14 protein-coding genes are annotated in these 20,577 nt (G+C 42.4%); 2 read left to right on the top strand and 12 right to left on the bottom strand.

The window, feature by feature from the left end; all coding sequences use genetic code 11:
* Nucleotides 1–5: 5 nt before the first annotated feature.
* From BLQ87_RS05680 to BLQ87_RS05635, 10 genes are all read right to left on the bottom strand, one after another.
* Nucleotides 6–2,021 (bottom strand): alpha-galactosidase, encoded by a 2,016-nt coding sequence (locus tag BLQ87_RS05680; protein ID WP_074605181.1) that lies wholly within the window; start codon nt 2,019–2,021, stop codon nt 6–8.
* 26 nt (nt 2,022–2,047) lie between these two features.
* Nucleotides 2,048–4,390, bottom strand: a complete 2,343-nt coding sequence (locus BLQ87_RS05675) for a glycoside hydrolase family 95 protein (RefSeq protein ID WP_074605180.1) — start codon at nt 4,388–4,390, stop codon at nt 2,048–2,050.
* 94 nt (nt 4,391–4,484) lie between these two features.
* Nucleotides 4,485–5,660, bottom strand: coding sequence for a DUF4998 domain-containing protein (locus BLQ87_RS05670; protein ID WP_074605179.1), 1,176 nt, complete (start codon nt 5,658–5,660; stop codon nt 4,485–4,487).
* 21 nt (nt 5,661–5,681) lie between these two features.
* Nucleotides 5,682–6,866 carry a DUF5000 domain-containing lipoprotein gene (locus BLQ87_RS05665; protein ID WP_074605178.1) on the bottom strand — a complete coding sequence of 395 codons (1,185 nt, stop codon included), beginning with the start codon at nt 6,864–6,866 and terminating at the stop codon, nt 5,682–5,684.
* Between the two features lie 33 nt (nt 6,867–6,899).
* Nucleotides 6,900–8,795, bottom strand: coding sequence for a RagB/SusD family nutrient uptake outer membrane protein (locus BLQ87_RS05660; RefSeq protein WP_074605177.1), 1,896 nt, complete (start codon nt 8,793–8,795; stop codon nt 6,900–6,902).
* Between the two features lie 15 nt (nt 8,796–8,810).
* Nucleotides 8,811–12,002 (bottom strand): SusC/RagA family TonB-linked outer membrane protein, encoded by a 3,192-nt coding sequence (locus BLQ87_RS05655; RefSeq protein WP_216857784.1) that lies wholly within the window; start codon nt 12,000–12,002, stop codon nt 8,811–8,813.
* Between the two features lie 279 nt (nt 12,003–12,281).
* Nucleotides 12,282–13,304: a GntR family transcriptional regulator gene (locus BLQ87_RS05650; RefSeq protein WP_074605176.1), complete on the bottom strand. Its 1,023-nt coding sequence runs from the start codon at nt 13,302–13,304 to the stop codon at nt 12,282–12,284.
* 77 nt (nt 13,305–13,381) lie between these two features.
* Complete coding sequence (locus BLQ87_RS05645) at nt 13,382–14,569, bottom strand: cation:dicarboxylate symporter family transporter (protein ID WP_074605175.1); 1,188 nt, start codon at nt 14,567–14,569, stop codon at nt 13,382–13,384.
* A 46-nt stretch (nt 14,570–14,615) separates the two neighbouring features.
* Complete coding sequence (locus BLQ87_RS05640) at nt 14,616–15,917, bottom strand: cation:dicarboxylate symporter family transporter (RefSeq protein WP_074605174.1); 1,302 nt, start codon at nt 15,915–15,917, stop codon at nt 14,616–14,618.
* A 14-nt stretch (nt 15,918–15,931) separates the two neighbouring features.
* Complete coding sequence (locus BLQ87_RS05635) at nt 15,932–17,251, bottom strand: hypothetical protein (protein WP_074605173.1); 1,320 nt, start codon at nt 17,249–17,251, stop codon at nt 15,932–15,934.
* A gap of 154 nt (nt 17,252–17,405) precedes the next feature.
* Here BLQ87_RS05635 and BLQ87_RS05630 point away from each other — a divergent pair, with 154 nt between their 5' ends.
* Entirely contained in the window at nt 17,406–18,500 is a 1,095-nt protein-coding gene (locus tag BLQ87_RS05630) for a sensor histidine kinase (protein ID WP_074605172.1), read from the top strand.
* Entirely contained in the window at nt 18,497–19,174 is a 678-nt protein-coding gene (locus BLQ87_RS05625) for a LytR/AlgR family response regulator transcription factor (protein ID WP_074605171.1), read from the top strand. Before BLQ87_RS05630 ends, BLQ87_RS05625 begins: the two co-directional genes overlap by 4 nt.
* 43 nt (nt 19,175–19,217) lie before the next feature.
* Here the strand turns inward: BLQ87_RS05625 and BLQ87_RS05620 are convergent, their stop codons facing one another.
* Both BLQ87_RS05620 and ku read right to left on the bottom strand, forming a co-directional pair.
* The gene (locus BLQ87_RS05620) at nt 19,218–19,712 is read right to left on the bottom strand and encodes a hypothetical protein (protein ID WP_074605170.1); all 495 of its coding nucleotides are present in this window, start codon (nt 19,710–19,712) and stop codon (nt 19,218–19,220) included.
* A gap of 84 nt (nt 19,713–19,796) precedes the next feature.
* A complete protein-coding gene (gene ku, locus BLQ87_RS05615) occupies nt 19,797–20,561 on the bottom strand; it encodes a non-homologous end joining protein Ku (RefSeq protein WP_074605169.1) in 765 nt (254 codons plus the stop codon).
* Nucleotides 20,562–20,577 lie beyond the last annotated feature (16 nt).

The raw sequence follows: 20,577 nt of genomic DNA, 5'->3' as shown, positions 1-20,577 counted from the left end.
TATAATTATTTGGTTATTTTAATCAATGTGGCATCACCCGCAGGGAGCACAAATTCGGCAGTATTAACCGAAATCCCTGATTTATTGGCAAAAAGATCTTCCAGCTGATATCCGCTAAAGCTTTTTAAACCGAGGGCAGCTGCGTTGACCGCAAACTTCTTTTCTTTATCTCCATAGTTGAAAATAGCGAGGTAACGTGTATTACCTGATTGTTTAACAAACATTTCTGAGGCCTCTTTATCCGCTTCAAGGGGCTGGAAGGACTTTCCATCTTTAATTACAGTCAGCAATGCCTGATTTTGAAACAGCGCTGCTGCACGTCCGGTCCAGGGCCCTTTCGCTGAAAAATCATCACCAACGATAAAAGAACCGGTCACAATTGCGGAAAGTGTTCTCGCCCTGTTGGTACCGATATCTTCCGTTCCAAGCACCACGTGATCTGCATCCATATAATCATACAAATGGGTTTGCCACCAGCCATAGGTAAGGCTATTGAGGGTATATTTTGTATCTCTTATAGATTTAAAGGCATCGCAGGCAATCCTTCTCACATGAATGTACCTACCTGAGGCCATAGTTGGAGAAATCGCAGCATAGACCAGCATTTTACCGTCCAGTTGTTTGAGCAAAAAGGACATTCCCACATCATAAGCCTGCATTCCTGTGGTAACTTTTGGATCGTAAAAATGATCTGATTCTATGGCTGCATGTCCGAGAAAATCAATTTTGATCATTTCATAGCCACATTCTTTAAGCTTCCCGATCACTAAAGCGATCCTTTGCTGTGTGCCCGGATGTGTTGGATCTAAAGCCCTTGCGCCGTCAATATCGTGGTAGCCTGAGCCTACTTTGGTCCAGAGTTCCCCAAATTTGTAATTCCCTCCTTCTGCCCTTCTGTCGCCGCCCGACTTAAATCCCCAGTCGGTAAAAGGAGCCCAGTAAATACCCGGTTTTAATCCCCGCTTTTTAACGTAATCTGCAAATTCTTTTAGCTTTGAATAATCCCCTTCCAATCCACCCTTCAGCATATTGTCCCAAAAAGAATCTAAGTCAACATACAAGGTTCCCTCGCTTCTGAAAGCTTTCAGGCTGTCTGCAAAGAAATCCGTGACTTTTACAATTTTATCAAAGGAAATCTTCTCCTGCATCACGCCCCAGCTGTTCCACCCGAGAGGTGTCGGATGCTTCCATTTAAACACAATCGGAGGTTCTGCAGATCTGTTTGCTTTTGCATAGGCGTCCATGCCCGTTCTCCAATCGTCAAATAAGCCATAAAAAATCTTCGGAGATTTAACTACATTACCTGTTAATGTGCCATGAGGAATGGTATCCCTGGTGATGCTTTTTTCCGTAAAACCAGCTTGTATCCTGATGAAAGCATTGCCTGCAGCATCAACACCTGTCGCAGCGCCTGTTTTCCAAACCCTATGGTTCAGGGAACCGGAGATCAGGCCTTTGAACGAACTGTTGTCATAGATTGCGGCAACCTCTGAACTGATCTGTTGCTCATTTGTTGACAACTGCTTTGAATTATAGCTGATAAAGGTGTCGTTATCGAAAGGGACAAATACACTCCTGAGTGCTTTGACACTATTCAAAACAGGAATAAGGCCTTGAACCGGAATCATTTCATTGCTGCTGACATTCGCTCCGGAAACCTCAATCTCCACTAAAAAATAGGGCAGCTGATCATAGGTGTAAAAGATCTGCCTCATATCCGGCTTTCCTGCCCCGCTGAGGTTAATGGTATGCTTTAACCCTTTTCCAAATTGATCTGAAATCTGAATACTGGTATAGTTCCTTGTTAAATAATCTTTTGAACTATATACCTTTCCATTTTCCTTAAGGGTTGAAAATCCGCTTTTTAACAACTCATCTGAATTCTGATACACATTAAAGGTTCCTGATTTCAGGTCATAAATAATTTTCCCGGACCTGCCAAATTTAAAAGTAAGGGCATTGGCCTGGCTCAGAAAAAAGACCAGGAAGAACAAACATGAAAGTAGCTTATATTTTATCATCTTGTGTGTTTTGAAAGGGTTCTATTTTATAGAAGACGCTGAGCTATCACCTCTTTTAGCTCGCCATTTACTTTAACCTTTACTTTTTTGGCTATTGGTGATGCAATACGGTAATTGACAATTTTGCCGTCTTTCCAGCTGATGTCTATGGTGAAATTACCTCTGGCTTTAAAACCTTTAATATTTCCGGACTTTTTCCAGGCATCCGGCAATGCAGGCAAGAGCTCGATAAAACCATCGTGGCTTTGCAAAAGCATTTCGGCAATACCGGCAGTGGCACCAAAATTACCATCAATTTGAAAGGGAGGTCCGGCCGATAAAATATTGGGATACACCCCTCCTCCTGCACCGTAATTGATGTCTGTCCTTAATGTTGGTTTTAAGATCTCTTTTAGCAGTTTAAATGCCCGGTTTCCATCCTGTAACCTCGCCCAGAACAATAGTTTATAGGCTATCGTCCAGCTTGGGCCGTCATCGCCCCGCACTTCCAGTGTTTTCTTTGCTGCTGCGGCCAGTTCTGGTGTAGAAAACGGGCTGATCAGCGATGCCGGATATAAACCATATAAATGAGAAATATGTCTGTGCTGAAGATCCGTTTCTTTATAATCTTCCAGCCATTCCTGGATGCGACCGTCTTTACTGATGACACCAGCAGGTGGCACGGATTTTAACGTTTCCTGTAAGGCCGCTCTAAATGTGGCGTCGGTATTCAACAGGGTTGAAGCTTTGATAACGTTGCCAAATAGTTCTCTTACAATCTGATTGTCGATGGTGGGTCCCATAGAAATGGCAGCAGTTTTCCCATTGGGAAGATAAAAGGAATTTTCGGGAGATACGGAAGGCGACGTAACCAGCCAACCTGATTTTGGATCTTTGACCTGCGCACTTTTGTAAAACTCTGCAGACCCCTTCAATATCGGATAGATGCTTTTCAGGTATTTTAAATCCTGACTAAACTCATAATGTTCCCATAAGTTATTACATAGCCATCCTGATCCCGCATTGGAAGCGCCCCATGACGCACTTTCCCCAGGCTCTGTAAAGCCCCATACATTCGTGATCACATGCGCAATCCAGCCATTGGCATTATAATAAGCCTTAGCCGTTCTCTGACCTGGTTTTACCAATCCCCTCACCAGTTCTGTCAAAGGCAGGTTTAGTTCAGAAAGATTGGCGACTTCGACTGGCCAATGGTTCATCTGCACATTGACATCAAGGTGATAGTCGCTATTCCATGGGGTATTTATTTCTTTAGCCCATAAGCCCTGAAGATTAGGCGGAAGTAAACCTACCCTCGTACTGCTGATGGTCAAATACCTTCCAAACTGGAAGAATAAAGCGGCAAGAGAAGGATCTGCATCAAAGTTCTTATAAAACCCATCTAACCTGAGGTTGGTAGGAAGCTTTGCAGATGCCCCTTCCCCCAGGTCGATGCTCAGTCTTTTAAAGAGCTTGCCATAGTTGGCGATATGTTTGCTTTTTTGCAATTCATATGGCTTTTTAAGCGCGGCTGCAAGAACCTCTTTTGTCTTTTCTTTAAAAGGAAAATTTCTGAAATCTGTTGCTGCTGCGACATAAATAACAACTTCTGTCGCATCTTTAATGATCAGCGAATGGTGATCAGCGTTAACTGTTCCGCCTTTCAGTTTGGCGCTCACCCTGGCCATGTACAGCATTCCTTTACCATCAGTACCATTATCCAGTTGTCCGGACATCTGCAATTCATTCCCTTCTGTTTGTACCACATACCGCTCTGGTCTGTTCATCAGGATTCTCAGGTTGAGCTGGCCAGGCTGATCGGCAGTTAAGCGGATCACACTTACATCATCATCAAAACTGGTAAAGTAGGACCTTTTATAGTTTACTCCGTTTACCTTAAAACTGCAATTGGCCATCGCCTGTTCCAAAGACAATTCCCGATGGTATGCTTTAACCTCGGGCTGGGCAGTGTTGATTCCCTTATAGGTAAATTCCAGTTCCAAAGCGCCAAGCGTCTGATACTTGCCCCATTGCGGGCCGCCGGAACCAGGTCCTTTACAGACAAAATCTCTGTTGACCAGGTCCTGAGCTTCATCATTTTTTCCTTCGAGAATAAGCTGTCTTATTTTTGGCAGGCTTTTATAAGCCTCATAATTATTGGCATCCTGGGGGCTGCCAGACCATAGGGTAATGTCGTTAAGGACTATTTTTTCTTTGGAAATGCCCCCATCTGGAGTCATCCCCAAACGGCCATTCCCTAAGGGGAGCGTTTCCTCCCACTGGGCAGCCGGTTGATTATAGAATAGCTTTAAATTTTTGTTCTGCCCAAAACTAAGTAAAGCAGCAGCGATACCTACAGTTGTAAGCAGGCATTTTTTGTTTAGGTTCATTATTTCAATTTGTGTGTGTGGTTCAATAATGTTTGTGGTGCAATAAAACTAATCACCTATCAATTTAACGAATCGACAGGTGATCAGGCAATAATTATAAGGCGTATAACCTTAAACTTCTGATTTTCATATAATGATCTGTGTTAAACGACAAGACCATTCCCAAAGAAACTACAGTGGTTTGCTTTAACTCAAATTCAAAGCGATTATTTTTCACTGCAGTACTCCCCAGTGCTGTCCCCAATGCCTCTACATTTGGAATTCCCGTTCCCGCAGCCGCCACAATATAGGCTGGTGGATTCCCGTCATAATTATTATCAGACAGCTCGCTTGTAAAGGAATACCTGCCGGGAGGTAAAGTAATGATCTGATAAATTTTCCCGTTGGTAATGGCACTTGAGCCCCAACCGGCTTCAATATTTATAATTCCATCGTTATCACTGGCATATCCACCCATACCATTGTGGTTCTTCATGGCACTGTTCGTTACCCAGTCGGCCAGGTCTCCCCATCTGTTATTGTCGTAAGCTGATCTCTTAAAAGGCACCATGTTATTCTTTAAATATATGGCACTTATTTCTCCTTTTAAAGAAAGTGTTTCATAGTTCGAATAAAATTGATCAATGCTCAAGGGATCGGGCTTATTAATGATCCGGTACTCGATCGGATTACCTTTAAACTTCGGCAGGGTCACTACCTGATCTTTAAGCTGGGCTACAACTACGGTATCGTGGGTGGTATTGTCTATATGCTTGTAGCGGATCTGCATCCCTACCGTGCCACTTGCAGCGGCAATGTCCTGGAATTTAAGTTTCGCTTCCCCCTGGGTATTAAATTCTGTACTTAAAATAGCCCTGTTGTTTAATGCCGAACGGTAACGTTCCCCGTAAACATTTCCGACCACATTCATGGGCACCGAAATATGGCCCTCTGAGTCATAAGTACGCACTTCGAAACTTAACGGACCTTCCTCCAGATTGCTGATGATGTAATTCACACTGTCTACTCCTCCGGTACGTTTAACAGGTACATCAACAGAATCAAGCTTACTGTTCCAGAACACCCTAAACCTGACTACCTTCGGATCCGGATTTAAAGCACCTGACACTTTAATTCTGCCATTTCCGGACAGGATTTTTAAAGAATCGATTTTCGCAGGATAAACGATTTCCCCGGCTTTCGTAAATTCCTTATAGTCATCTTGTTTCTGACAGGCAATGATCATTAACGCAAACCCCAGTATTCCGATGGTTTTATTTATATTTTTCATGTTTTCTATGCTAAAAATCAATTAATATACGCCCCAGATTGATACCTGAGCAATTTCCATAAAATAGCTGCTTCGCCAGTTCTTCAGGTTTTTGATCCTTAAATACTTGAATTTGGCCGCGTCTTCAGGAAAATCAAATGACCAGCCTGCTTTACCATAGGCTTCATCGGCCCCTGTATCGGTGCCGAGCGGTGATCCTGAAGGTTTCATCACGTTACAGGTCATCAGTTTGGTCCAGCTTGCCCAGCTTCCATCCTGACTTGGACTATTAGATCCCCAGACTTCAAAATCCCTAAGGTTTCCTTTGTCATAATAACCCGCTTCTCTTCTTGGATAGATCACGATCCTGCTCAACTTTGCTTCTTTACCGATGCTAAAGCTAACCGTTTGCGGACTGCCGGCACTTTCCTGGGTATACATACAAGGCCATTGCCCGTTGTCAGTTCTTTTATCCCAGATCAGGTTCAAAGTCGTATTGTACATGTATTCGGCATCGCCTGGCAACCTTACTTCCTGAAAAAGATCTTTATTTAACAGGTTCTCTTCCAATGGGGTCAGGTCAATCACTAAGGTATCAGAACGGTTCAGCCACCTGTCGCGCACATAAAAAGCGAATTTTCCCCGTTTTGGTTTCAGGCCTCTGATGCTCGCACTGATGACAGAATCCTGCGTATAAACATTTTCCAGATTGGCCCAATCTCCGTTACCTAAAGAATCCAATAAGGGAACGATGGCTACGGTTGCCTTGAACTTATTAATCGTGTTTACCCTAACCCCGCCAAATGTTGCACTGGCCTTTAGCTCATTAAAGATCAATCTAAACGGCGCAATCAAAGGCTTCACCGTAACAGAAACCGGCTCTGAAGCCTTTTCACTTTTGTTTACTGCATATAATTTGATCTCATGAGGATTGGTATCTGCAAATCCATCTACAATCATATTATTCGTGTATCCTGAAGCCAGGACTTCCCGTTGTTGTCCATTGGCGATGCTGTATACCGCTTTGATATAAAGCAGGTCTTTATTGTCCGGCAGGTTATAGCTGATTTTCGCCTGGCCATTCTGGTTGACGACACTCACATTGCTCACCTGCCCGGGTGCGGTCTTATTGTCTTCCAAAATCCCGTTGATCTCTGCCTTGTTGCAGGAGCTCAACACAAACAGCACATACAAAACAGCGAATGTTATATATTTATTTCTTTTCATCTTAAAATCAATTTGAGGTGTATCCTAATTTAATTACCATCCGGGATTTTGAACCAGGTTTGGGTTGACCAGTAAATTGTTCTCTCTGATCGGCCATAAATAGTCTCTTGGCGCGATAAACCGCTGGGTATAAATATTAGTTAGCCTGTAAAACAGCTCCGGATGGTCTTTATCCTGATCCCTGTCCCAGCCTGTAATATTTTTATTCAGCTCCTGTGCGGCCAGTTTCCAGCGGCGGAGATCCCAGAACCTGCTGCCTTCAAACGACATTTCAATATTGCGTTCCCTGCGGATGATAGACTGTAAGCCCAGCTGAGTGCCCGGTTTACCCGGATTAACTGAATATTTGTTCCATGAATCCAGGACACCTTCCAATCCGGCACGTTCCCTGATTTTGTCCAGGTAGGTATATACTTCCGGCGAAGGTCCATCGGCTTCATTTAGCGCTTCTGCATACATTAAATAAAGATCAGCAAGACGGATCATTGGAAAAGGATATTCTTCGATGTGATTGCTGTTCCCTTCTTTAAAAGCAAATTTCCAGTTCACCAGTTTTTTAGGATAGTAAGTGGTTACTGTAATCGATAAACCGCTGCCATACTGTCCCAGTTTAAGTTGAGCAGAAAAAGCATTGTCATCACTCCTGTTGCTTTCCATATACCACTTGCCGCCATCAAAGCCCAGATCTGCATAAAACCTCGGTTCTCTGTCGAAATTTATCCTTGCGGTTTGGTAATTTTCAACGATATAATAGCGCTCGCTATTTGTTCCGGTACGCAATTGTGCTTTGTTAGAGAAATCCAGTGTTTTGTCTTCATCAATTGGCACACCATTTTTGGTATAAAACTGCTCCACAATTTTCATTGGCGGAGCCAAAGTTCCATGTACACTGTTGTTACCGGAGAACGACGGATCAATATGGGCCATCGAAGAATATTGCAACTGCCATGTCCTCGAATTGGGGTTTCCCCAAATGATTTCCGTATTCCATTTCTCTGTCACCGCATTTCTAATGCTCATTTCCCTCATGGTAGTGCTGGAAAGCGGAAAAGTAGTACCCGGAAAAGTATACAACTTAATTCCTGCGGTTTCGGCCGATAAGATGGCTTCTTTAGCCGCATTAGCCGCCTTCTTCCATTTATCAGTACTTACCGTTTGATTAAACAGCAGCTGACCATCGGGATTCTTAAAATTAACATAGTCTTTATTTCCGTTGAACAGCGGACTCGCTGCATACAGCAATACCTTTGCTTTAATACTTAAGGCAATTGGCTTGGTAATGTGCCCCAGGTCTGTAGCCGGAATCATCACGTTATTGGGTAATTTTGCAGCGGCCTGATCCAGCAATTTCACGATATAGCTGACTACAGAATCAACTGGCTGGCGTTTAACTTTAGTTTGTTCAATCGGCGCATTCACCGGAAGGTTTACATCAATCACAGGTACTGGTCCGTAATGTCTGAAAAGTAAAAAATGATAATAGGCTTTCAGAAATTCAACTTCTCCAAGCCAGCGGTTGCGTTCATCGATACTCATGTCCCGTACTTTAGTCAGGTCACGTACATTTTCCAGGAAAATATTGCAATCGCGAATGGCATTAAACATTCCTCCATCCCAATAATTTGCCAAAGGATTCACCACACTCTGGTTTCCCCTGGCCATCGCCCAGTTTGTGGCATTGATACTTCTCGATGGGAAATCCAGCCAGAATTCATCTCCGCCCATATAGGCTATATTTTGTGTGGGCTCTCCATCGTTTGGCAGGTAAGAATAACAGGTAGCCAGGTATTTGATGGCTTCATTGCGCATGGTAAAAGCATTGTCTAAGGTCGGCACATTGTCTGGCACAACATCAAGGAAGCTTTTTTTACAGGCATTCAGGCTAAATAAAAGCACTAAAACCGGTATGATATATATTTTCGTTTTCATGATTCTTATCGTTAATTAAAATCCAACATTCAGACCTATATTGTATACCGCCTGAACAGGATATCCCAGACCTTTCGAGCCCATTTCCGGATCCCATAATTTAAAGGGGCTGAACACAGCGAGGTTGGAACCATTCAGGTACAATCTTAAGCTGGAGAGCCTAAAACGGCTAAGTGCTTTTTTTGGTAAATTGTAACCAATCTCAACAGATTTTAACCGCAGGAAACTACCGTCACGCTTCCACCAGGTAGAAAACTGGTTGTTGTTGTTATTGAAACCGTCGGTAAGTCTTGGCCATAAGGCATGTAAATTCCGGTTATCTTCCGACCAGTGGTCGTCTGCAATCGCTTTCAGTAACCCATTTTGGAAAGAACCATTCAGTGCAAAAGGTGTAATATTTCCCGGATCAATAAAGAAAGAAGAACGTGCAGACCCCTGGAAGAAAGTACTCACATCAAAGCCTTTGAATCCTAAAGAGAATCCAAAACCATAAATAATCTCCGGGTCTGTCGACAAGCCGATCGGTACTTTATCCTTGTCAGTGATCTGACCATCTCCATTGATATCCCGGTATTTGATATCTCCACCCATGGTGGGGATCAATCCGCCAAAATTCTGAGTCGGCGAGTTTCTTGCCTCAATGTCGTCCACAAACAGACGCTCCGCAATCAAACCATATTTTTGTTCAAAAGGGAAACCTAATCTTGATAAATGTTTTAAGTCCTCCGGGTAATCAGGCTCTTCGTTAACCATCACTTCATTTCTGGCATAAGTAAAATTACCTCTTGCCTGTATCCACCAATTGGAGCCAAATGTTTTGCTATAGTCCAGTGCCAGGTCAAAGCCCTCGTTTTTTGCTTTACCTACGTTGGCCTGCACGGTGGTGTTAAAGCCCATTGTGCTGGGAATATTGGACCGGCCCATCAGGATATTGCTGCGGATGGATTTGTAATAATCAAACACCATCGAGAATCCATTTTTGAAGTTCAGGTCAAAGCCCAGATCTGTGGTTGTGGCTTTTTCCCAGGTGATGTCGTAATTTTCATACCTGCTGATGTAATAACCCGGTCGGTAAAAATCCCATTTATCACCCCAGGTATATCCCCGGCCGTTACTATTGGGATCGACATTGGAAAGGTAAAAGAACCGGTCTTCCGACCTTCCGATCTGGTCATTTCCAACCAAACCATAAGTACCTCTAAGCTTAAGCCTGGTGATCACAGATTTAAGCGGCTCAAAGAAGTTCTCCTCAGAAACATTCCATCCAACACCCGCCGAAGGGAAGAAACCAAAGCGGTGGTTGGGTGCAAAACGTTCAGAGCCATTGTACCCAAAGTTACCTTCGAAAAGATACCGGTTATCATAAGCATAGGTTAATCTTCCGGAAACACCTAAGTTCCTTGATGGTAATGAGGCCTGCAGATCGCCTCCGTTAGCCGTAAGGTAATTTCTAAGGATACCGATCAGCATCCCTGTAACTGCATGTTTTTCTTTAAATGTTCTGCTGTAGTTAACCGCAAGTTCTCCATATGTGGTGGTATTCTGATTTCTGTTTCCCTGATTATAACTTAGAAATTCAGTACCGCCCAGGGGATTTAATGGAGAAAGAATTCGTTCTGTGCTTCCTGGAATAACGCTCAGATTGTAGTAAAACGGATTAAAACTACGGGCAACATCAAAGTAAGAATAGCGCTGGGTATAAGCCATTAATCTGGTCGACAACCCTTCTGTAATCGCCTTCAGGTCCTGTTTTAATTCCAGCTGGACGTTTACTGTTGAGGTATTGTATTGCTGATACCCCGAAACCATCCTCGCATAGGGGTTAATGTACATATTTTGTGAATCGCCAATAAAAGCGTTGCCAAACAGGGGATGTTTTGAAAATGGCGAATATTCTGCCGGATATACTGCGGGGAACATCACGGGATTAGACCACAGTGCAGTTTGAAATACCGCGGCACCACCATTAATGAGGTTGCCCCATTCATCGCGGCCGCCAATAGGCCCCGTATAATCATCAAACTGAGCAGAAGTCCTTACGATGGCCTCTGTAGTCGGTGTAAGCTTTAAATTCACATTAGAGCGCACCGCATAGTTCTTAATTTTAATGTTGTTATCTAAATTGTTTTTCTTGTCGGTTCTTAAAATACCATTGTCTACGTTATAAGTTCCGGCAACATAATAGCGTGCCGTATTTCCTCCCCCGCTTACGTTCATATTGAAACGCTGGTTATTCGTATAGTCTTTAATCAACTGTTCTATCCAATTGTTATTTGGGTAGAGTAATGGATTGTCTCCGGCAGCGGTATGGTCGATTTTGTTAGGAAGATAAGGCAGGCTTTTTTTAGGGTCTCTTGTTAAGACCGCTTCATTTGCCAGATTCATATACGTGATGTTATCTGCAAATTTGAAATTTCTTGTATTGGATGATAGTGAGTTCTCAAACCTTACATTAAATCTTGCGGCACCGATCTCTCCTTGTTTGGTGGTCACCAATACCACACCGTTTGCGCCCCTTGCTCCATATAATGAAGAGGCTGCTGCATCTTTAAGTACAGAAAAGCCTGCAATATCATCTGGCTGCAACCTCGCCAGGTCTGTCCCTGTCGATTCCATTCCATCAATCAGGATTAAAGGGTCTTTTTTTCCGGCACCAAAACTACCTACCCCTCTGATAAAGAAAGAGGCGTTGTCCATACCAGGCTCGCCACTTCGCTGATAGGCCACCATCCCTGCGATCCGACCGGCAAGCATTGTGGTCAGGTTTGAGGTGGGACCTTTTAGTTCTTTTGGATCTATTGTGGTGATTGAAGCCACCATACTGCTTTTCTTCTGTGTGCCATAAGCCACAATTGCCACCTCTTCCAGGCGATCCTGCGCAGACACCATCCTTACCGTTACTGGTTTACCTTTCTGGACGTAGAGTTCTCTGGGCTTGTAACTCACGTAAGAGAAGATCAGCGTTGCTCCTTCTCCGGAAACATCCAGGATAAACCGTCCCATATTGTCTGTCTGGGTTCCCTGTTTTGTTCCTTTTATGGTAACAGAAGCATTTGGAATCGGTGCCCTGTCGACGCTGTCAATGACCACCCCCGTAAGCCGTTGCCCGGCGGTTTGAGCATTTAGCGAAGTTGCAGTACCAATGCAAACCAGCAGCAATAGCCAACAGCTGTACATTGAAAAAAATCTGGTAAAATTATATTTCATATTGATTTAGTTTGGTTCAGAAAGGAATAATAAACCAGACGAGTAGAGGCAGGTAGATCCCACAGATTGCAGCATTCTTTCATCATTTATATTTGGTTGGCTCGTTGATTTGTATAGCTAGCATGTTTACACTACACTACACTACACTAGTACCAAGATTGTAATAATATTTTACATTCCAAAATTTATTTTTGAGAAGCCTTTTTGAAAAACAGAATTAGTACCCGGTAAGTTAGTATCTAGATAAGAGAATGAAATTCAACACAATACAGCGATATTCTATAAAGAATTTCTTCTAATTAGCTGATTCTTCATGATGTGTTGTATGGGTTTTCTGCATAGTACAAATTCCGCTGCCATTTCACCCATTTGAGCAAAATCAATAGAGAATGTAGTAATTCCATCAAAGATGATTTCTTTAATATTGTCATCATTATGAGACAATATGCCCAAATCTTTTCCGGGTTTCAATCCTTTAATTTTAGAGTCTTTAAGGATTTCCCATAGTTCTAAATTATGGATGGTAAAGTAAACTTTATTTGGCGCGATGCTACCCAATTCATATTTACTTTTTACAGTACCATTAACATTATAGTCCTTAATAAAACGCTGAAAAGAGTCCATGATGTCATTTGGCTCTGCCGATTTCTGCTTAAAAAAGAATACAAACTCGTCAAATTCTTTAATACGATCTGCGAGTTCCACAAAGGCATTATAGGATGATTGCTTAAACTCCTGTACAATATAGGAATGCTCTTCATTCAGGTTTAACTGTCTGTCCACGATCAGCAGCTTATTCATCGGAAATTGCGCAACCAATGGTATGGATTCAGGAAGGTCAATCGGAGCGATCACATACATGCCGTACTTTCCTTTTACATTATTGATCGTATTCTCAAATACGGAAAAATTGTTATGGTGAAAGAAAAGATCCAACTGGATATTCTCGCCTAATTTATTCCTGAAGCTTTGGTAAAATGTTTCCTGAAAGGTATCAAATGCATATAATAGCAAACAGACCCTCAAATGCTGTTCCGTATCTTCTGTCGCAACAAAGTATCCCTTTCTGTGCTTAGATTCCAGAATGCCTCTGCTCACCAGTTCCTTATAAGCCTTTGCAATGGTTTCCCCTGCAAAGCCAATTTCCCTGATCATCCGGTTTACTGAAGGTAAAGCATCTCCCCTGACCAATATTTTCTGATCCAGGGCATTGATAATTCCCTGAACCAATTGTTCATGTTTCGAAAATGTGGATACATCTTCCAGTGCTTTAATTTCTGTAATTAATTGATATAGCTTCATGCAGAAATGCGATAAACAGCAGCGATTAATATTGGCCGTTGATAATTATATTCTGTGGTGAAGATATAAAAGTTTTTTTATTTTTCACTTTTGGACACCACCAATGCAGCCACACTATGCCCTATCGTATTCGTGATTGCCCTTGCTTCACTCATAAAGCGGTCGATACTAAGCAATACCGCCAGTCCCTCTACCGGAATCTTATGAATGCTGCCAACCGTGGTGACCAAAGCGAGAAAACCTGTACCTGGTATTCCAGATGCGCCTTTTGAAGTCAGCAAAACAATCATCACGATGCTACAGAGTTCAGAAAATGAAAAGCTGATGTTGTTGAGCTGGGCCAGGAACATGACCGACATCCCCAGATAAATACAGGTTCCATTCAGATTCAGAGAGTTGCCGGTCACCGTAACCAGTCTTACTACCGGTTGTTTCAAGCCAAGCCCTTCCAGTCTTTCCATCAATAGCGGAATAACAGAACTGGAGGAAGAAGTACCCAGCGCATATAAAAGTTCATTTTTTATGTGCCCCAGGAATGTAAAAACATTCACCTTGAAAGCGGCCAGGAGACTCCCAAGCACGATGAGTACAAAAAGAAACATCGCAATATAAGTCCCTGCCAGCATCTTACCTATAGGAACCAGGGTATCCAGTCCATAACGGCCAACCGTATAAGCAATCCCGCAGAAAGTAACGATTGGAGCCAGCAGAAAGAGGTATCTTAACAGTGTCAGCAAGGTTAGCTTTAATCGATCAATCACCCTGATCACCTCATTTCTGTGTTTGTATTGATTGATAAAAAGACCAATTACGATGGCCAGAACAAGGATGATGAGCATGCTGTTTTGCAGTACCACATTTAACCAGTCGTTATAGTTACTTTCCACTACTTTTGGAGGAGAAATTGCGCCTAAAAACCCCTTGTCTATCCTCCCGGGCTTAATCAGTAAGGCACTGCAAATGCCAAAAACAATTGCCATAGCGCTAACTACAACGAAATAAACAAGCGCCTTAATCGTGATCCTTCCGGCAAGTTTCAGATTTTCCAGACTGCCAAACAAACTGACAATACTCAGGAAAATGATCGGCGGCACAAAAGGTTCAATAACGGTAACGAATGACGTACCTACCCATTGCATTGGTATCGCAAACTTCGGAAAACAAACACCGCAAAGCGTTCCCAAAACGATGGCCGCGAGTATCTGCAGGCTTAAGTAGCGGTTCAGCTTATGCAGGTTCAGGTCTGTTTTTGTCAGGATACTCAATTTTTTTGGCGGTATTTTTTAGGATGAAGGTACTCAAAAGCATTAGTTAATTGGCAATTAATGGTACGCTGTTTTCTATCGCTTCAGCTGCCTGTTCTTCCCCGCTTTCTATGACCGGATTAAATTCTTTCTCACTTTTGGCGATCACAATGGTCGCGACTCCATTGCCAATGATATTGGTAAGCGCCCGTGCCTCACTCATAAACTTATCTACGCCGAGTAAGAAGGCCAGTCCTTCGATAGGTATTTTGTGCAGGGCCGCCAAAGTAGAGGCCAGTACAATAAACCCGCTGCCGGTAACACCAGCAGCCCCCTTTGAAGTGATCATCAATATTCCAATGATGCTGAGCATTTCCAACGCAGAAAGTTCAACCCCATATAACTGAGCAAGGAAAATCACCGACATAGAAAGGTAGATTGAGGTACCATCGAGGTTAAAGGAATAGCCTGTTGGGATAACCAGTCCGACGACAGACTTGCTGCAACCCATTTTTTCGAGCTTCTGCATAATCGATGGAAGGGCTGATTCTGAGGATGAGGTACCCAATACCAGCAGTAATTCTTCTTTTATATATTTGATGAACTTCCAGATGCTCATTTGATAATATTTCATAATCCCGCCGAGAACGAGGAAGATGAAAATCCCCATGGTCAGGTATACTGTTCCCATGAGTTTTGCCAATGGAACGAGGGTATGAAGGCCAAATTTACCTACGGTATAAGCCATCCCGCCAAAAGCACCAAGGGGTGCCAGGTACATCACATACTTTAGCCCCAAAAAGACAATCTTAGACAACCGCCCTAAACCTCTGACTGCTTTTTCACGATGTCTGGAGTAATTGAGAATAACCCCTACAATAATGGCGACAACCAGTACCTGAATGGTCATGTTGTTCATAAAGAAATGTACCCAGTCAAAATCCTTTGCAGGTCCGGAAGTATATTTCGAGGCGTCCCCAATTTGAAGTTTAGACTTATCAATATTTCCGGGCTTTAACAAAACAGCCATTAAAATGCCGATGGCCAGAGAGAAAGTAGAAACGATTTCAAAATATAAAAGTGATTTCAGGCCTATTCTGCCTACCTTTTTCAGATCTCCCATCCCGCTGATTCCCAAAACTATAGTCAAAAAGATAATCGGCGCGATGAAGAGCTTGATGATGTCGATAAAGGTCTTTCCTATAATTTCCATTTTCACAGCAGTTGCAGGGGCATAACTACCCAGCACTACACCGGCAATAATGGCGATAAGTACCCAGAAAGTCAGGTTCGCGAGTATCCGAAACCATATACTTCCTGGCTGTTTGTTCTGCTGAAAAGCAGGTTGAGGTGATTTTTCGATTAACATGTGGCTCTTTTTTATTAGTCTATATTGATATGGTACATCAGAACAAACATCATTTTCCTCTCGGTAACTTTGAGTGCTGTTCCCTGAGTATTATAAATTGGTCTGTTCTGGGCATTGAAAACGAATTTGGAAGAATGATCTCTAAGCAGTAAACTCAATCCGAGGTCATAGCTAAACATGGGATCCGATAAGTGGTCGAAACGGGAATACTGGATGCCAAAAGCGGGCATCAGTCTGGTTTTTCTGGTTCGCCGGTTAAAATATGGCAGGGTAACTCCCGACTGAAGGATCAGGCTTTTTCCTGTTCCAACTACAGGATAAGCATTTCCGGCTCCATTAAAGGTAGCTATTTTACTGTCCATACCATTTGCCATATTGTTTATCCCCAGGTTGCGAATATAGCCAGGTCCGTAATCATGGAGAAATGCAGCAGCAAAAATATTCAGGGAAGTCCCGGTTTCTTTATTCAACGGTGTATCAAAAAAGACATCTGCGCTGAAGAGCTTCATGCTATTTAAAACCGTATCTCGGGAATTCAGGCTCCATAACAGGTCTTTTTGATATTCGGCACCGATACCAATCGCCAGCACTTTTTTCTTGCCCAGGTAAGTTCCGGCAGAGATTGGAGAAACATTACTTTCTTTCTCAAAGAACTGCCATTTTACATAAGCAGAGAGGTTGGGTTTAACCTTCAGGTTATTGAAATTAGCAATTCCTTCCCGGGGTTTAGCAGTTACAGGGATATAAGGTTTCGCAACAATCAATCTGTAATCCAATCGCCCAAGCTGCCCCTTTGCAAATAGATTCAGGTTTCGGAGGGTAAGGTCTGTACGGTTCACATTTCCAAGGATCAGGAATGGAACATCATATAACAAAGTTGATCCGGGCCCCGCGGCAAACCGTGTAAGCCCTTTCCAGTTTGAACGCCCTCCTCCGAGGCTCAGGCGTTTATTAAATTGATATTCCCCATAAGCATCCAGCAATTCAATTGGACTTTCACTGTGGGAAAGGGAGGTCAGATTAGTGGTACCGGCCTGAACGACAAACATCAAATGATCAATTGGATTGGCCGTAACTTTTACTCTGAATCTTCTTAGAGACAGGTCTGCCGTATTCGCCACCCTACTTTCGTTGATCCTGCTGCCAGGGTTCATCATCGTATACCTTGCCCAGAACTGTGCATAGGCGGAAAACCGGATCATTTTATCTTGCTTTCTCTCCTGACTAAAAGAAGGATCCGGCAAAAAGAGGGCCATTCCAAGTGCCAGGATCATTCCCAAAAAAAGAAGTCCTGTATTTCTGATCACCGAAAAAATAGAGATATTAGCCCTCATCTATCTTAAGTTTTATATTTGGTTGTTTCCAGGACAACAAATAGCTGCACCCGGAAATTAAATATGGGTATAAGGACTGTTGAAAAGGATTTATATCAATAAACGACAGAATAAATAAACGAACGACCAGAACTGACCAAATCGCCATGAACAAATGATCCTGCTATTAAACCTTGTCTTTTTGATTTTGATCCTGAGGCTATCTTTTGAAAAAAAGGTAATGAACGTCCTGCTGAATGGAAAGTGGCCTGGTGTGATCTATATGCAGCATGTCTTGTTCTGGCTTGGATTTATTGGCGTTAGTGCTTACGTTTACCTCAGCTTGTTTAGCCTTCAGGACGCTTTATACCGGTTGCTGTTTATGCTGGCCATAAATATTCCGCTGTACGTTTTATGCTTCAAAAGGCTCGTCCCTCAATATTACCAGACTAAAAGATATGGGGAATACGTGTTGTACACCGCAGGTGTTTTTGTGATCTCCAGTCTGATCAGAATCCTGCTCGAACCTGAGCTTTTCGACAATAGCGTGGCGGCAGAAGGAAAATACATTTTCATGATCTACCTCACACAACTCATCATTATACTCGTTCCTTCCATGCAGGGCATATCAAGGTATAAACTGATCGTGGAACAGGAACTTGCCGAACTGGTCATCAGGAAAAAGGAAGCGGATCTGGAATTGGTAAAATCAAAGATCAACCCACATTTCCTCTTTAATACGCTGAACAATATTTACTCTTATACCTACGCAACTGACAGTATCTCGGCAAACCTGATTAAACAGCTCAGCCTCTTAATGCAATACACAACTTATGAGGTGGAAAAAAAAACAATCCCCATAGAACGGGAAATTCAGATGATTACCGCATTGGCTACCCTCTATCAGTTAAAAAGTAAAAGCAAACTGGATATGGATCTTGACTTTGAAGCGAATGAGCTTTTTAGTCTCGTAGAAATCCCCCCAACCATTTACCTCACTCTTTTCGAAAACGCAGTCAAGTATTCGGTTATAGGGCAGGATGAAAAGGCCTATATCAGGCTTAAATTATCAATCAAGGGTGCTGTAGCGGTGTTTTCGATCTCAAATTCTATAGCTGTTCAGAAGACAACAGACCATTCCCCATCCTACAGGGGCGCGGGACTTCAGGTATTAAAAATGATTTTGGACAACCAGTATGGGGACAACTATAATTTGGAATCTGTTCAGAAGGGCGTAGATTACAGCACCGTATTAACCATCAGAATATGACCGCAATCAAAGCCATTTATGTTGATGATGAGTCTCCGGCATTGGAACTCATTCGCAAATACTGCGACGATCTTCCTGAAATCGAACTGCTGGCCTGTTTCCTGAACCCTGTGGAAGCACTTCAATACAACCGCCTTGATGAGGTAGAACTGTTCATTCTCGATATTGAAATGCCCGGGCTTTCGGGAACAGAGATGTTAGCGCTGATTCCTAAAGGAAAACTAGGTATTTTCATTACCGCCGACCCTACCCATGCAGCAAAGGCCTATGACCTGGATGTCATCGATTACCTGGTTAAACCGGTATTTCCCGAGCGCTTCCTTAAGGCAGTTCAAAAGGCAATTGACTACCGAAAGCTGACTGACCCGGAGGTGGAAAAAGAATTCCTGACCTTCAGATCAGACTATATGTTAAATAAGGTGCCTTTGAGCGAAATACAATGGATTGAGGGATTTGGAGAATATCTGAAGATCATCACAAGATATAAACAGTACCTGGTTTTACAACGTTTCTCTGATTTCATTGAAAAAAATGTAAAGCTTGGTTTTGTAAGGATTCATAAATCTTACATCGTTCAAAAAGCGCACATCTTATCCCATAATTCACAGTTTGTGGTGCTAAAAGATGGTAAGCAACTTCCGATTGGAAGGACGTACAAAGATGCGCTTAAATAAAGGTTTACCTCCTGTAATACATTAAAGTAAACCTTTTAAGGTATTAATTAACAGGTTGTATTTTCCTAATGATTAGCTTGCCATTCGTTTCAACGATGTCAACATTATTTAATTTCGCTTTATCCAGGATAGCTTGCGAACATGGCTCTTTTGATGTTTTCATCGTGTAACTAAAAACATCTGCAGCCTCATTTCCTCCCGATACCGGTAATTTCATCAGGAGTGTATCTTTAGCTGCGAAGTTATCAATGTACGTTCTAAAATATCTTTGTGTACCAGTTCCAATAACTACCGGCTTTTGGACTTCCTTAAAAAGCTTATCTTTTGTTTTAAAAAAGCCGATTTCATCCACTGTATATTTTGGATTATCCGAAAAGAACAAGTCTTTCCCTGTACTTCCATCAACAACATTAAAATTCATATAAGCCTGCCTGAACTCCAGTGTACAAGCAATAATTCCGGGCTCAGATTTGGTGCAAGCTGATCCGAGAACAACAATAAAGAGCGCCATCAAAAGGTTTTTTATTTGGTTTGTCATGATTTCTGGTTAGTGGTGATCAATCAAAGAATACTTAATTATCCCTTAAACGAGCGCAACATAAATTTCGCTACACCACTATGCTTATGCCCGCTTATTCAGACTTTCCAGCAACTGTTCATATAAATCATCACTAACGGCCTTCTGAGGTTTAATTTTTTTAACTGTCGCGCGTTTTCCCTTGGCTTTAGATTTTATAATCTTTAACAGTTCTTTAGAATAATCATTTTTAAAAGCAGCGATATTAAACGATCCGGAATATTGCCTGATTAAGGCCAGCCCTACTTCCAACTCCTTCGGCTTAATGGTAATTTCTTCTTTTAACTGAACCTCTTTGGTACTGCGTATCTCTTCCTGAAAGCGGATTTTTGTGATGACAATAATGCCGTCCAGCGGATGAATGACGCAAAGATGTTCCTGATTTCTTAATACAAAACGCGCCACCCCTGCCTTTTTAGATTTCAGTAATGCCTGAAGTAACAAAGCATAGGCTTTCTTCCCCTGAGTTTCGGGTTGAGTATAATATGAAGTTTCATAATAAATCGCATTGATCTCTCTGATGTCGACGAAGTTTTCTATTTCTATGATTTTTGTTTTTTCCGGCTTTACCTCTTCAAAATCATGATCGTCCAGCACGATATACCGGTCTTTTAGAAAATAACCTTTCACGATATTTTCAAAAGGCACTTCTTTATGAGTTTTCTCATTTACCCTCTTGAATTTGATGTTGGAATGATCTCGCTCATCCAGCATATCCAAATCAAGATTACTGCTGGTCACTCCTGAAAAGAGCTTCACAGGAATATTTACCAAACCAAATCCAATAGCACCTTTCCATATAGATCTCATAAGTAAATTATTTAGG

Source organism: Pedobacter steynii (assembly GCF_900103665.1).
Lineage (GTDB): Bacteria > Bacteroidota > Bacteroidia > Sphingobacteriales > Sphingobacteriaceae > Pedobacter > Pedobacter steynii.
Note: the sequence above shows the minus strand (reverse complement) of the source record. Positions and strands in the feature narration are given on the sequence as shown.

Coding starts and splice junctions, on each gene's coding strand:
- BLQ87_RS05635 (WP_074605173.1), bottom strand. CDS start 17,251: ATGAGGGCTAATATCTCTATTTTTTCGGTGATCAGAAATACAGGACTT.
- ku (WP_074605169.1), bottom strand. CDS start 20,561: ATGAGATCTATATGGAAAGGTGCTATTGGATTTGGTTTGGTAAATATT.
- BLQ87_RS05640 (WP_074605174.1), bottom strand. CDS start 15,917: ATGTTAATCGAAAAATCACCTCAACCTGCTTTTCAGCAGAACAAACAG.
- BLQ87_RS05670 (WP_074605179.1), bottom strand. CDS start 5,660: ATGAAAAATATAAATAAAACCATCGGAATACTGGGGTTTGCGTTAATG.
- BLQ87_RS05660 (WP_074605177.1), bottom strand. CDS start 8,795: ATGAAAACGAAAATATATATCATACCGGTTTTAGTGCTTTTATTTAGC.
- BLQ87_RS05655 (WP_216857784.1), bottom strand. CDS start 12,002: ATGAAATATAATTTTACCAGATTTTTTTCAATGTACAGCTGTTGGCTA.
- BLQ87_RS05665 (WP_074605178.1), bottom strand. CDS start 6,866: ATGAAAAGAAATAAATATATAACATTCGCTGTTTTGTATGTGCTGTTT.
- BLQ87_RS05630 (WP_074605172.1), top strand. CDS start 17,406: ATGATCCTGCTATTAAACCTTGTCTTTTTGATTTTGATCCTGAGGCTA.
- BLQ87_RS05650 (WP_074605176.1), bottom strand. CDS start 13,304: ATGAAGCTATATCAATTAATTACAGAAATTAAAGCACTGGAAGATGTA.
- BLQ87_RS05625 (WP_074605171.1), top strand. CDS start 18,497: ATGACCGCAATCAAAGCCATTTATGTTGATGATGAGTCTCCGGCATTG.
- BLQ87_RS05680 (WP_074605181.1), bottom strand. CDS start 2,021: ATGATAAAATATAAGCTACTTTCATGTTTGTTCTTCCTGGTCTTTTTT.
- BLQ87_RS05675 (WP_074605180.1), bottom strand. CDS start 4,390: ATGAACCTAAACAAAAAATGCCTGCTTACAACTGTAGGTATCGCTGCT.
- BLQ87_RS05620 (WP_074605170.1), bottom strand. CDS start 19,712: ATGACAAACCAAATAAAAAACCTTTTGATGGCGCTCTTTATTGTTGTT.